The sequence below is a fragment of the Dolichospermum heterosporum TAC447 genome, from assembly GCF_024584745.1.
Taxonomy (GTDB): Bacteria; Cyanobacteriota; Cyanobacteriia; order Cyanobacteriales; family Nostocaceae; genus Dolichospermum; species Dolichospermum heterosporum.
Window position 1 is genome coordinate 3356119 of the sequence record NZ_CP099464.1, and the last position, 13831, is coordinate 3369949.

Below are 13831 nucleotides of genomic sequence, written 5' to 3' on the forward strand. Positions count from 1 at the left end.
AGGTAGAAGTTTCCTAAGTAGTGAGACAGAATTAATTACACAATGTCATTGGGAATGGAACGAATCGAAATGAAGCAATCACAACCCTTGCGATTGCTTCCCTTCGCTCGCAATGACTGTAAATATTTTTGTCCAATTACTTATTTTTGGCTTTTCTAATTAGCGATTCCTACGGAGCGCTTTGCGATCGCTAAAAAATCCTGTAAATTATATTACCGATTTTTCGCACCTCACAAAATTGCGTTGCTCTCCTTCCATCTCAGGGCTAAAGCCGCTGAGTTTCCCACATAGCAGGTATTTTTATGAATTTGCTAACAGAGCTATCAATTTCGGTAATTATTCCCGTTTATAATGGCGGTGAGATTTTTCGTCAGTGTTTGTCAGCTATTAGCGCATCACTGGAACGTCCTCAAGAAGTTATTGTCGTAGCTGATGGGGATACAGATAATTCTTGGCAGGTAGCGACAGACTGGGGCACTAAAGTTATTAGAGTCAAGGAAAAAGGCGGACCAGCACAGGCCAGAAACTTAGGTGCATCTGAGGCTCAAGGAGATATCCTGTTTTTTGTGGATGCTGATGTCACTATAGCGCCAGATACAATCAATCAGGTAAGATTAGCTTTTGCAAAAGATCCGAGTTTAGCAGCGTTGATAGGTTCTTATGATGATACTCCAGGAGCGAGTAATTTTCTTTCTCAGTACAAAAATCTTCTTCATCATTATACCCATCAAAATGCCAATGAAAACGCTTTCACTTTTTGGGGGGCTTGCGGTGCAATTCGTCGTGATATCTTCTCAGCTATGGGGGGTTTTGACGAGAGTTATCGTCGTCCCTGTGTGGAGGATATTGAGTTAGGTTATCGGCTCAAAGCAGCGGGTTACAAAATTGAATTGATGAAAGCTTTACAAGTAAAACATTTGAAAAAATGGGAAGTCATATCTTTAATTAAAGCAGATGTGTGCGATCGCGCTTTACCTTGGACACAATTAATACTCCGTCAAGGAGAAATGCCTTCTGATTTGAATTTGGGTTGGTCAAGTCGGCTAAGTGTCATTTTAGTTTACTCTTTGTTACTGAGTTTACTGGCTTGTTGGTGGCAATGGAGATTATTAATTGTGTCTGCTGTTATCTGTGCATTGCTTACAGGAATTAATGCTTCTGTTTACCATTTTTTTATAAGTAAGCGGGGTATTTTATTTACCTTGGGCGTATTACCTTGGCACTGGTTTTACTATTTTTACAGTGGTCTAGCCTTCGTGATTGGTATTTTAAGGAAAGGTATCATATTTAAATGCTCATAATATAATACTATCAATAATAATACTATCAGGTGCTAATACTTGAAAAATAACTGCAATATTGTAATAATTGGTGCGAGTCCTGCTGGTTTAACAGCGGCTCATGAGTTAGTTAAGCAAGGTATTAAGCCAATTGTATTAGAACAAGCTGACAAAGTAGGGGGAATTTCGCGCACAGAAACATATAAAGGGTATCGCTTTGATATTGGCGGTCACAGATTTTACACCAAAGTGGGAGAAATTCAGCAAATTTGGTTAGAGATATTGGGGAATAACTTTTTGAAAGTCCCTAGGCTATCCCGCATTTACTACAATGGGAAATTTTTTAACTATCCTTTGGAAGTAACTAATGCCTTATCAAATCTGGGAATTATTAACAGTTTGCTAATGTTATTTAGTTATTTGCAAGTTAAAATTAAACCTCATCCAGTTGAAGAAAATTTTGAACAATGGGTTTGCAATCGCTTTGGTAAAGCATACTTTCTTCTCAAGAACATATTGTTGAATTTAGATGGTCAATTCTGAATAAAATTCACGCCCATTGGGTAAGATTATCGGCTCGATGGTTCTATCCTTGGGCGGATGATATTGTCATCGTTTCTCAGGCAGCAGCCAAGGATTTTGTGCAAGTAACTGGTATTCCTCTATCTCGGATTCAGGTAATTTATAACCCTGTTATCACCCCTGAACTTCTGGAAAAATCAAAACAGCCCCTAGATCATCCTTGGTTTAAGCAGGGAGAACCTCCAGTTATTTTAGCAGTGGGAAGGCTACATCAGGTCAAAGACTTTTCTAATTTGATCCGAGCTTTTGCTATGGTGCGACAGTTACAACCAGCTAGATTAATGATTTTAGGAACTGGAGCGGAGGAAAAGCAACTAAAAGCTTTAATCTCTGAGTTGGGTGTAGAACAGGATGTTATGCTACCAGGTTTTGTAAATAATCCCTATGCTTATATAATTGCCTCATCTGTCGTAGTTTTATCTTCTCTTTCTGAGTCATTCTCAAACGTGATCATTGAAGCGAATCGCGCTCTAGGAACGCCAGTTATATCTACAGACTGTCCTAGTGGTCCAAGGGAGATTCTGTCCAACGGGAAGTACGGAGAGTTAGTGCCTGTTGGTGATAGCCAAGCAATGGCTGAGGCTATAAAACGGGTATTAGCAGGTAATATTAAGTCCGTTGATGCTGCTTGGCTTGAGCAATTTAGTGTAGCAACAGCGACTCAGAAATACCTTAATTTGTTTAGCTATCCCGACAGAAGCCTCACGTCTCACTCTTAGGAGCGTGGGATGAATGGCGGGTGAGTTGACGACAGTTCCCTGTTTCCTATATCTTGCATTTTACTCCGAAATATGAAAAGTCGAACTAATTATAGGCCCTGACATTTCTGAAATAGGTGAGACTGCCTTGGGACGTATTGGAGTAGTATTACTCAATACGGCGATAAGTTGCAATAAAAATGTAATAAAGGCTGCTTGTATAAGTTTTTCTAGCATAATACCCCTCTCTTTATTTATATGGATGGGACTTCTATAGGAAATTGTTATTCTCAATACACTTTGCGTTATCGGTTTATCGGATTCGGTGCATATAACTTGAGAATATCGCAGAAATCTATTAAAGAATGTGATCTAGATCTCTCTTTATATGTACCTAACAACTAAGACGGTTATTTTTCAAAAAAGTGTCTTGTAACTACAAATTTATTTTTAAATTTACGGAAATAGACAATTCTACTACTCCAGGCACTCAATTAATGAAAACCGTATAAATACTGATACTTGCGTAAGATATATTTCTTCATAAAAAATCCTATCTGTTCTCTTTACCCAGTTTTTTTGAATGTTAATTGGCAATTTCAACACAATTAGTCTTTGTCACCGATAGAATAAATGAAAAATAGCTAAAAACACGCTAAATGATTCCTATCGTTATTGAACAATCGGGTCGAGGCGAACGTGCCTTTGATATCTATTCACGGCTGTTGCGTGAGCGGATTATTTTTTTGGGAGAACAGGTTGATAGCAATCTGGCCAACTTGATTGTTGCCCAACTGTTGTTTTTAGATTCTGAGGATGCGGAGAAGGACATATATATGTACATTAATTCTCCTGGTGGTTCAGTAACAGCGGGTATGGGTATTTTTGATACAATGAAGCATATCCGCCCCGATGTCTGTACAATTTGTACTGGATTAGCCGCAAGTATGGGGGCTTTTCTCCTTAGCGCGGGTACAAAGGGTAAGCGGATGAGTTTACCCCATTCACGGATTATGATTCACCAACCTCTCGGTGGCGCACAAGGACAGGCGACTGATATAGCAATTCAAGCCCGCGAAATTTTGTATCACAAGCAGCGGCTGAATGAATATCTTGCTGAACATACTGGCCAACCTTTTGAGCGAATTTCTGAAGATACAGAACGTGATTTCTTCATGTCTCCTGCTGAAGCTAGGGAATATGGCTTGATTGACCAAGTAATTGACCGTCATGCTGCTGGTAGTCGTCCTGTAGCTTTAGTTTAGTCATTAGTCAGTTGTCATTAGTCAGTTGTCAGTTGTCAGTTGTCAGTTGTCAGTTGTCAGTTGTCATTGAGAAAATTCTTCTTTCTTCTTTCTTCTTTCTTCTGACTCCTGAACCCCTGATAGCGCAGCGTGGCGTTAGCCATACTCCTGATGCTAAAATCCCGCAATGGGGTCTGGTTGGGATTTAAGGTAAGTGAGAAAATTTCGTAGTTCTTCTTCACTTAGGAGAGAACGTCCTCGTTTGCTGTAGGTTTTGACTAGATAATCTTTTCCTTGTTCTGGTGTCCAGCCTAATCGCTCGATTTCTACGTCTGTTTGGGCAATAACATCAGATAAGTTGACTGGTTCATTACGTCTTTTGTTTTTACCAATGGCTGACTGGACACCAGTATCTTCGTAAGGTGTGTAACTCCGAGGGGTGAACGGTGTAACATTACTCGGAGGGACTTCTGCTAAGGCTAAGGGTCGAGATTCTGGTTCTTGATGTGGGAATATTTCTGGTTTTGCAACTTGAGTATCAATTTGCTCTTCTAGAAAGGGTGGTGTATATATTGCTGTGTTGGTGTTGCTGACCGGAGGAAGGGGTGGTGATTCCTGTAGAGCAGGTTTGATTGGTGGTGGAGTTACTGATGGTGAAGCTGATTTTGTGGCTTCTACTGGGAGATTTTTGATGCCTAGAACTGTGAATGCTCTATCTCTAGCTTGGTCTTCTGCTGCTTCTACTGTTTCTGCCCCTGCCATACCCGTTGCCTTGGTGATGCCTTCGAGTTGTATACTGACACGGACGATATATTTCCCTTGAAAAATTTCTATTAGTTCTGAGATAATACTGCCGTTGGGGTACAAGTTCTGGAATTGTGCCAACATAATGCTTTCAACCATTTTTATCTAAATTTTCCTAATAACGTCAGTTCTTAATTAGGGAACAGGGAACAGGGAACAGGGAACAGGGAACAGGGAACAGGGAACAGGGAATGAGTCAAGAATTTTTCTCCATTACCAATTACCAATTATACTCAACACGGCTTAATAATTTGATTCTGTGGGTAGGGGTTTAGCAGTGCTAAACCCCTACAGATCTAGGTTTTTCGTGATTTTGTAAAAGTCCATGTCTCAACCGTGTTTAGTATACCAATTACCAATCCCCTAGACAAAACCATATATTTCAATATAAAGTTTTACTGAGAACTAAGCACTCACAATTTTAAATATGTTCTGATACTAGCAGTTGTTCAACACAAATTGTTGTCTATCTTTAAAATGCTATACTAATTACCCAATTAGATATCTAGAAGTATTTTTAAAGAAGTGCGCTCTAAATCTACAATGATAAAGATAAGGTCTGCCCTCGTTGCCTGTGTTTTACTGCTTACCTGATTGTTACCAATCCTACATAAGCGAGAATTGGGTTTTTCAGCGGTTTCTGCCAGTGAAGACATGGCTAACGCCACGCTATGTTATCAGATGCTGATGGCGTGAGATTACCTTATATCTAAACCATCAAACACCTATGGTTAAGCCAGTTTGTAGCTTGTGGGTGGTATAGAGAGTTCTTCAAACCAAGTCTCTCACTCATCCATTATCTAATTACTTAGTGTTTAATTATTGAGTATCAGGAGTGCATGGTGAAAATTGTTTAGATCAGGTCAAGGGTCACGCAAGCAAACTCTGAGATTGTCGTGCAGTGAGAAGTCACTCGATTTTGGATTAATGATTTTGGATTTTGGATTGACTTCACCAAACAAGTGTAGAAGCTCGAAAACTTTGGATTTGGGATTGACGTTAGCGAAGCGTACGCAGCGCAGCGAGTATTTTTCCGTCCTGAAAGACGGAAACCCATACCAAATTTTTTTAATCTAAAATCTAAAATCTAAAATTTCCGGTCAACGCAGGGGCTTTCTTTGACAATGACTATGGCTAATGCCGTGCTGCGCTATGAGCGGACTTGCCTTTTCTACGAAACACTACGCAAGGGCGAAATTCGTACGGCAGCAAGTGTCTGTAGACCGTGAGGGGATACAGTAAAGGCCGGACTCGACAACAAATGATGTTTTGACCAAAGGTCGGTTCACTGCATGGAATTTTCAATCGCTACACTTCTTGCCAATTTTACAGATGATAAATTGGTGGCTCGTAAAGTCCTAGAAAAGAAACTGGGTTGTGAGGATGAAGAAAGTCTAGAAAAACTCCAAATTACTTTGGATGTGTTAGAAAAAATTGGGCTTTTGGTAAAGGAACGGGGGAAATATCGCCGCGTTACGGAAGAGGGCTTAATTGAGGCGAAACTACGTTGTTCTAGTAAGGGCTTTTGTTTTGCGATTCAAGATAGCGAAGGCTCAGAGGATATTTACATCCGCGAAAGTCATTTGAGTAATGCCTGGAATGGCGATCGCGTTTTGGTTAGAGTCCTCAAGGAAGGTAGTCGCCGGCGATCGCCTGAAGGTGAGGTGAAGTTGATTATGGAGCGGTCTAATCATACTTTACTCGCCAGAATTAAGCAGGTAGAGGAAGGGTTTCGGGCTGTTCCTTTGGATGACAGATTGCTGTTTGAACTGAAACTACAACTCAACAGTATGAAGTTGGAAGAGGCTATTGACCATTTAGCTCATGTAGAAATTCTCCGCTATCCGTTGGCACAATATCCCCCCTTGGGTCGAGTGGTACAAATTCTGGGTAGTGATGCTGAAGCCGCAGCGGATATAGATTTGGTCACTTGTAAACATGATTTATCCCGAACTTTTCCCGATTCGATCCTCGATGCGGCGGCGAAGTTACCCAAGAGACTCCTGAAAGCAGACCTGAAAAATCGTCTGGATTTACGTGATGTTTTTACCTTCACTATTAAGAGTAGCAACGGTGATGAGTCGGTGGTAGAAAATGCCTTTAGTGTCGAAAAAATTAGTGCTGACAATTGGCGATTAATTTTTCACATTACGGATGTTTCCCACTATATTCAAGCGGATGAAGCTTTGGACAGGGAAGCACTCAAGCGTGGTAAGTCAGTGTATCTAGGAGAGTTATTATTGCCGATGTTACCAGCAGCGGTGACAGAACGGTGTTCTTTAGTCCCTGGAAGCGATCGCTTGGCTCTTTCCTTGATCATCACCATTAACCCTCAATCGGGAGAAGTGGAGGAATGGGAAATTCAACCGAGTGTGATTAATGTAAATGTAGCTGTCAGTCAAGGGGATACAGAAAGCATCCTCGCCGCTGAAAGCACCAAAGTGGCAGCCGCAGTCCAAGAGAAATTACTAGATTTGCAGACTTTAGCTACTGCTATTAAACAGATACGGTTACAGCGCGGTAGTTTACAGTTGAATCTCCCACCTAGTCATAACCCCTATTATGATGAGGGATCAATGGGATCTGTGGTACTGAATGACTTGCCAGGGCGATCGCTCATCACCGAGTTGGTAATATTAGTGAATCAACTCATGGCTGATCACCTCAGCGCCTTGGGGATTCCTAGTTTATGGCGAGTTCAAGGCACACCTGATCCCGAAGATGTTCAGGAAATGCTCAAACTAGCTGTTAATTTAGGTGTGGAATTGGGACTAGATCCAGAATTGGAAATCCAACCCCTAGATTATCAACACTTGACCGGTGCTTTTGCCGATTCCCCCTCGGAACAAGTTCTCACCTATTTATTACAAGATACCCTCAAGCCTTCCGTCTACAGCACCACCAAAGGTTCTCATTTTGGACTGGCTTTATCCCAATATGTCCACATCACCGCCCCCCTACGTCGTTATCCAGACATCCTCTTACAACGGGTGTATCATCACTTAATAGAACATGGGCGCGATCGCCGGAATACCCGCGTTAAAGATCGGATTAACCTGCGCCATTCCAATTGTCACGAAGAAATTAATTGGAACGTTCTCCCCCCAGAACTCCACCAAGAAATCCAAAGTGACTTAGCCAGAGTCATTGTGCAAATTAATGACCGGGAAAAAGAAGTCCAAGAAGCTGAAGCCGATTTAGCCGGACTCCAAAAAGCTTCCTTAATGAAACAACGCATTGGCGAAGTCTTTCCCGGCGTAATTACCGGAGTTCAATCCTACGGCTTCTTTGTCGAAATTGAAGTCCCAGTAGAATCGCCCACAGAAACCAGTCTCGCTAATACCTTACGGGTAGAAGGACTAGTTCACGTCAGTTCCCTCAAAGACGATTGGTATGAATATCGAGCCAGACAACAGGCTTTATTTGGGCGGAAAAATCGAGCTTCATACCGATTAGGTGATAGCTGTATGGTACAAGTCAAAAGTGTTGATTACTACCGTCAACAAATTGATCTTGTCACCGTTGGCGCTGATGGTTTACCAAAAAGTATGGGTGCAAATGGTAACAATGAAGATGACGATACAGGAGACATTTATTCACCCAATAAAACCGACCCTTTTGATCAAGAACCCTATGATGAGGAATAGTCAGTTGTTCTTTGTCAGTGGTCAGTTGTCCATTGCTCTTAACTACTGACCACTCACCACTGACCACTGACTAATGACCACTGACTAATGACTAATGACCAATAACACAAAACCTTTAATCCTGGGCGTAACAGGTGCATCCGGTCTGATTTACGCTGTTCGCGCCCTCAAATTTCTCTTGGCAGCAGAATATCAGATTGAACTGGTAGCCTCTAAATCAACTTACATAGTTTGGCAAGCAGAAGAGGAAATCCGAATGCCAGCAGAACCAGATAAACAAGAGCAATTTTGGCGACAACAAGCCGGAGTTCCCGAACAGGGGAAACTTCGGTGTCATCCTTGGAGTGATGTTGGTGCTGGTATTGCCAGTGGTTCTTTCCGAACTTTGGGGATGGTCATTATGCCTTGTAGTATGAGTACAGTTGCCAAACTAGCTGGGGGACTCAGTTCTGATTTACTAGAACGAGCCGCAGATGTCCAAATTAAAGAAGGACGTAAACTGGTAATTGTCCCCAGAGAAACTCCTTTTAGCTTAATTCACCTGCGGAACTTAACGACCTTAGCGGAAACTGGCGTGAGAATAGTACCTGCTATTCCTGCTTGGTATCACAACCCTCAAACCATTGAGGATTTAGTTGATTTTGTGGTTGCTCGCGCCCTAGATCAACTAGATATTGACTGTATACCAATTCAGCGCTGGCAAGGTCATTGATAGCAATCAAAAATGGCTCTTCGGTACTTGTTATGCTAAGTTACCAGTCGGTAACAAGTAATTGGACAAAAATATTTACAGTCATTGCGAGGGAAGGGAAGCAATCACAACCCTTGGAATTGCTTCATTTCACTTCGTTCCATATGGCTAACGCCACGCTGCGCTAACTCAATGACATTGTGTAATTAATTCTGTCTCACTACTTAGGGAACTCTTAACTGGGAACTCTTGACTGGGAACAGGGCAAAGAGAAAAAATTTTGCCATAATATTCAAAAATATGGCTTATTTCTTCTACACAGCAAGCTTTATGAGATTTCTTTGTTCAGATTTTGCATATTATGTACTCAAGAGCCTCAAAAATTAACAATTAAAAATGGAAAGACTAAATTTTTAACTATTTTGCGTAATTCCCCACCCTCAATGTACTCATAGGGTGGGGATGTAAGCAAGTCAAAAACGAAACGTTCAAAAAATGTTTTTTACTGCAAGTAAAAGAATTTTGAGGACAGTTGAGTTTTTGACAAAATATTAGGTTTTCGGCGAATTTACAATGCTAGTATAGCATAAGTGAAGAAAGTGAATGAGAGGTAATTATCAATGGCGTTACGTAGAGCGACTTTCAGACTATATCCTAATAAGCAAGTCAATGAAATGTTGCACTACCACCGCAAACTTCATAAAGATTTGTACAATGCTGCTGTATCCAACCGCATTACTTCATACAAGAAGTTTGGTAAATCTGTTTCTTACTTCGAGCAGCAGAATTGTTTACCGGACTTCAAGGAAGTATGGATAGAATATAAAGTAATTAATTCCCAAGCGTTACAAGCTACCTTAAAGCGGGTTGATTTTGCTTTTCAAAGATTTTTCAAGGGACTAGCATTGTATCCTAAATTCAAGTCAATTCGTCATTACTCTGGTTGGACTTACCCATCTTTTACGGGCTGGAAAGTCCACAGTACAGGAGACAACGGTTATTTAGAATTAGCAAAAATTGGTCAGATTCAAATGCGGGGTAAAGCTAGGCTTTGGGGACATCCCAAGGCTTTAGATATCGTTAACCGTAATGGGAAATGGTACACTTCCATCGTCTTAGAAATTGATGATACTTTGTTAAAAAATAGCCGCAAAACTGATAATAGGATTATTGCAATTGACTTAGGTTGCAACGATGCAATTGCTTGGACAAACGGTGAAGAAAATGGTTTAGTCCCTGCACCTCGGTTTTTCAGAAACGCCGAACAAAAAAATAAACAATTAGGAAAAGCTAAACGCAGAAAACGCGCTCCCAATTTCAAGAAAAAAGTCAAGGCTTCTAGAAGGTGGAAAAAAGTTCAGAAATTAGTTAGTAAACTTTCGAGAAAAGTTGCTAACCAAAGACAAAACTTTGTTCACCAGGAAACTACACGAATAATCAGCGGTAATAGCACGGTAGTTACTGAAAAATTAGAAGTCAAAAACATGAGTGCCAAAGCCAAAAAAGGTAAACGTAAAAAGCAAAAAGCTGGGTTGAATAAATCAATTCTTGATGTAGGAATGGGGATGATAAAGTCCGCTCTAAAAGCGAAATTATCAGATATTGGTGGCTTGTTTGTAGAAGTACCTACTCGCAAAGTGAAACCATCTCAAACCTGCCCAAAATGTGGACATCAAGAGAAAAAAACCTTAGCCGAAAGAACTCATGTTTGCCATAACTGCGGGTACACCCAACAACGCGATATCGCCGCCGCAGAAGTCATGCTACTTTGGCACTCAAATAATCTACAGGGGTTAGGAACTAGCCTCTTAGACGTAGATGATTCTAGCTCTACTTCAAACACTAGCAAACGCAAGAATGCTGGAAGTATGAAGCAACTAGGTCCTGTGAAACGTCAAAAATCTCAACTTACTGATGGGGATGTAGAAACCCCATCTTCAACGAAGTAAGATGGGGTAGTTCATTTCTATTTTGCTCGTTTGTGGCAATAGCTATTTTCATCTGTTTTCCCCTGGTGTATTCTCAAATTTTGCTGCAATTTTGAATTCGTTATGGCTGTAATTCGCTTAATTATCTTGGTGACGGCAATAGTGGGACTAATAATAATATTAGTTCAAAATTTGTCGTCCTCACTTCCATTAATGTTTTTGGGAATGCGAACTCAAGCATTACCATTAGCATTGTGGATTTTATTGAGCATAACTGCTGGTATTTTTACATCTTTAATAATTATTAAATTATTAAAATTTGCAACTGATTTAAATTTACAAGCACAACCATCTATCCCTAAATCAATTCCGACTTCACCCCGTGTCAGAGAAAATACGCCTCCTCCTAAAAGTCCGCCACCGACTGTTAGTCAAGCTGATGATGAATTTGATGATTGGGACACAAATCGGAATCAAGATGATTGGGATGATAGCGAAACTTCAGAATCAGCACAAGCAACTTCTACAAGTCCACAAACTTCTAATTCCCGCGCCAGTTCTGTTTATTCCTATAGTTCTCAATCACCTAAAAATACTGCTGTAGGTAAAACTGAATCAGTTTATGATGCTGATTATCGGGTCATTATTCCTCCTTATCAAGAATCAGGAAAAAATCAGGTAACGGATGATGATGACTGGGATTTTTTTGAAGATGATGATTTTGAGGATGATGACGAAAATAAACCCAAAAAAAGCTAATCTCAGCTTAAATCATAAATAGTAATTTTAATTTTACAGGAGAAAAATACTGATGATTGATATCTTAAAAGGAGTTAACCTCTACTTAATTGGCATGATGGGTGTTGGTAAAACAACAGTAGGAAAACTAATAGCGGCGGAAATTGGTTATAGATTTGTAGATACAGACGAAGTGATAGTCAAAGCCGCGGGTAAATCTATCAACGAAATATTTACCGAAAATGGTGAACCAGAGTTTCGTAAGTTGGAGGGTGATGTCTTAGCTCAAGTTTGTGCCTATACTAAATTGGTTGTAGCTACTGGTGGGGGTGTTATCATGCAGCAACGGAATTGGAGTTACCTCCATCATGGTTTGATAATTTGGTTAGATGCACCAATACAAATAATCTTACAGCGATTGGCGGCAGACAATACCAGACCACTTTTACAAGATGCTGATATGGAAAGTAAATTGCGATCGCTTTTGGAACAACGTCAGCCAATGTACTCCCAAGCTGATTTACATATTACTATTAGCGCGACCGAAACACCAGAAGAAATTGCCACACGCATCCTAGCCACAATTCCCAGTATTCTCAAACAGCAATAAGTAGGTGAACACAATAAAACCAAACTGTGTAAAGAAACGTAAAATCGCCCAAACCCTCTTTCCTCTTGCCTTTTGCCTTGCCATAATGACAATTTTCCACGCCAACCTACTTAATTCTTTCTTTGAGGGTGGTGTTGCTTAATGAACAGATAAACAAGTCTCACGCCAGGCGGAAAGGCGCAAAGTTTTTTATTCTATCTATAAGAAGGAATAGAAAGCAGGTAATTTTTTGTCAAAAGAAAGATGCAGAATTCTCACATCAGGAGTTGAATTGAATCTAGATTCTATCATTATCCTCAACGGGGATGAAATCTATGGCTATATTTTCTCTTGATGAACTCAAAAATTTAGTCCAAAATCCTGAGTATCCATGCGTTTCTCTGTATCTACCTATGGAAAAACTAGGCGGAGAAACGCGACAAAATCCAATTCGGTTTAAAAATTTAATTCGAGAAGCTGAAAATCGCTTAGATGACATAGGATTACGCCATGCTGAAACTATAAATTTGCTCAAGCCAGCAATGGAATTAGACAATACTGATTTTTGGGAAATTCAAAATCAGGGATTAGTAATTTTTATTTCCCCAAATCTATTTCGTTACTATTGTTTACCTATTTCCTTTCCCAAATTAGTGGTTGTGGGCAAAAATTTCCACATTAAACCCTTACTAAATTTGATTAATAATGATGGACAATTCTACATTTTGGCTTTAAGTCAAAAGAATGTTCAGTTTTACTCAGGAACGCGCTATCAACTCCATGAGGTAGAAGTAGAAAATATGCCTCGTAATTTGGAAGAAACTCTTTTAGAAGATGAATTTCAAAAAGGTGTACAGCATAGAGTTGGTATAGCTAGAGGTGCGACTTCCGCCGCTCAACAGCCTGGTTCTGTCCATGGACAAGGTAGTCCAGATCGAGAGAAACATGAAGAAGACATTTTACAATTTTGTTATGCTGTTGATAGTGCATTACATGAAAAATTACGAGGTAAAAAATCACCTTTAATATTAGCGGGTGTGGAGTATTTGTTACCAATTTACCGACAGGCTAATACTTATCAATATTTAATAGAAACAGGTATTACTGGCAATGTAGAACTTCTCAAAAACCAAGAATTAAATCAGGCAGCTTGGGAAATTGTTGCCCCTTTATTTCAACAAGAATATGAAGATCTAATGGCTGTTTATCTGCAACTTGCTGGGGAAGAAAGTAACAAAATTGCCAATGATATCAAAACAATTGTCCCCGCTGCATATTATCAAAGAGTTGATACTTTATTTGTGCCTGAAAAAGAATATATATGGGGTAAATTTGATTTACCAACTGCTACAGTTGAGTTACATCCAGAACCGGCACCAGACGATGAAGATATGTTAGATTTTGCCGTGATTCACACCATGTTAAATGGTGGTAAAGTATATAGTCTAGAGCCAGAAGCAATGCCTAGTGGAGTCAAAGTGGCGGCTATTTGCCGATATTAATTTTAAGCGTCAGATCCCCGACTTCTTAGAGAAGTCGGGGGTATTGTTGTATATAAATAATTTAGGATTGCTATAGAAAATGAAATTGTAACCGTTCACAGGGGGTGAGAATTTATTAAAAAACCTGA

The 13831-nt window shown here is 40.1% G+C and carries 12 protein-coding genes and 1 pseudogene; 11 read left to right on the top strand and 2 right to left on the bottom strand.

Annotated elements, in window-relative coordinates:
* Positions 1-302 precede the first annotated feature (302 nt).
* The 4 genes and pseudogenes from NG743_RS15100 to NG743_RS15115 all read left to right on the top strand — a co-directional run bounded on the left by NG743_RS15100 (position 303) and on the right by NG743_RS15115 (position 2581).
* Positions 303-1301 carry a glycosyltransferase family 2 protein gene (locus tag NG743_RS15100; protein WP_257120353.1) on the top strand — a complete coding sequence of 333 codons (999 nt, stop codon included), beginning with the start codon at positions 303-305 and terminating at the stop codon, positions 1299-1301.
* A gap of 39 nt (positions 1302-1340) precedes the next feature.
* Complete coding sequence (locus NG743_RS15105) at positions 1341-1823, top strand: NAD(P)-binding protein (RefSeq protein WP_257120354.1); 483 nt, start codon at positions 1341-1343, stop codon at positions 1821-1823.
* A 5-nt stretch (positions 1824-1828) separates the two neighbouring features.
* A pseudogene (locus tag NG743_RS15110) lies at positions 1829-1915 on the top strand (hypothetical protein); the annotation flags it as partial.
* 6 nt (positions 1916-1921) lie between these two features.
* Positions 1922-2581 carry a glycosyltransferase gene (locus tag NG743_RS15115; RefSeq protein WP_257120355.1) on the top strand — a complete coding sequence of 220 codons (660 nt, stop codon included), beginning with the start codon at positions 1922-1924 and terminating at the stop codon, positions 2579-2581.
* A 60-nt stretch (positions 2582-2641) separates the two neighbouring features.
* Here NG743_RS15115 and NG743_RS27080 read toward each other — a convergent pair whose 3' ends face one another.
* A complete protein-coding gene (locus NG743_RS27080; protein WP_503366671.1) occupies positions 2642-2797 on the bottom strand; it encodes a QAALIT motif small membrane protein in 156 nt (51 codons plus the stop codon).
* Between the two features lie 422 nt (positions 2798-3219).
* Between NG743_RS27080 and clpP the strand changes: the two genes are divergently transcribed.
* On the top strand, positions 3220-3825 hold the full coding sequence (clpP, locus tag NG743_RS15120) for an ATP-dependent Clp endopeptidase proteolytic subunit ClpP (protein WP_193896123.1): 606 nt from the start codon (positions 3220-3222) through the stop codon (positions 3823-3825).
* A gap of 153 nt (positions 3826-3978) precedes the next feature.
* On the opposite strand, the gene NG743_RS15125 is transcribed toward clpP, so the two are convergent.
* Positions 3979-4692: a slr1353 family protein gene (locus tag NG743_RS15125; protein WP_257122160.1), complete on the bottom strand. Its 714-nt coding sequence runs from the start codon at positions 4690-4692 to the stop codon at positions 3979-3981.
* Between the two features lie 1208 nt (positions 4693-5900).
* Between NG743_RS15125 and NG743_RS15130 the strand changes: the two genes are divergently transcribed.
* The 6 genes from NG743_RS15130 to NG743_RS15155 all read left to right on the top strand — a co-directional run bounded on the left by NG743_RS15130 (position 5901) and on the right by NG743_RS15155 (position 13703).
* Positions 5901-8255 (top strand): ribonuclease R family protein, encoded by a 2355-nt coding sequence (locus NG743_RS15130; protein ID WP_257120356.1) that lies wholly within the window; start codon positions 5901-5903, stop codon positions 8253-8255.
* 94 nt (positions 8256-8349) lie between these two features.
* Entirely contained in the window at positions 8350-8967 is a 618-nt protein-coding gene (locus tag NG743_RS15135) for a flavin prenyltransferase UbiX (protein WP_027403553.1), read from the top strand.
* A gap of 599 nt (positions 8968-9566) precedes the next feature.
* Positions 9567-10895, top strand: a complete 1329-nt coding sequence (locus tag NG743_RS15140; protein ID WP_257120357.1) for an RNA-guided endonuclease InsQ/TnpB family protein — start codon at positions 9567-9569, stop codon at positions 10893-10895.
* Positions 10896-10997: 102 nt separating this feature from the next.
* Positions 10998-11633, top strand: a complete 636-nt coding sequence (locus NG743_RS15145; protein ID WP_257120358.1) for a LapA family protein — start codon at positions 10998-11000, stop codon at positions 11631-11633.
* 52 nt (positions 11634-11685) lie between these two features.
* Positions 11686-12222, top strand: a complete 537-nt coding sequence (locus NG743_RS15150; protein ID WP_257120359.1) for a shikimate kinase — start codon at positions 11686-11688, stop codon at positions 12220-12222.
* Between the two features lie 314 nt (positions 12223-12536).
* The gene (locus NG743_RS15155) at positions 12537-13703 is read left to right on the top strand and encodes a baeRF7 domain-containing protein (RefSeq protein ID WP_027403556.1); all 1167 of its coding nucleotides are present in this window, start codon (positions 12537-12539) and stop codon (positions 13701-13703) included.
* Positions 13704-13831 lie beyond the last annotated feature (128 nt).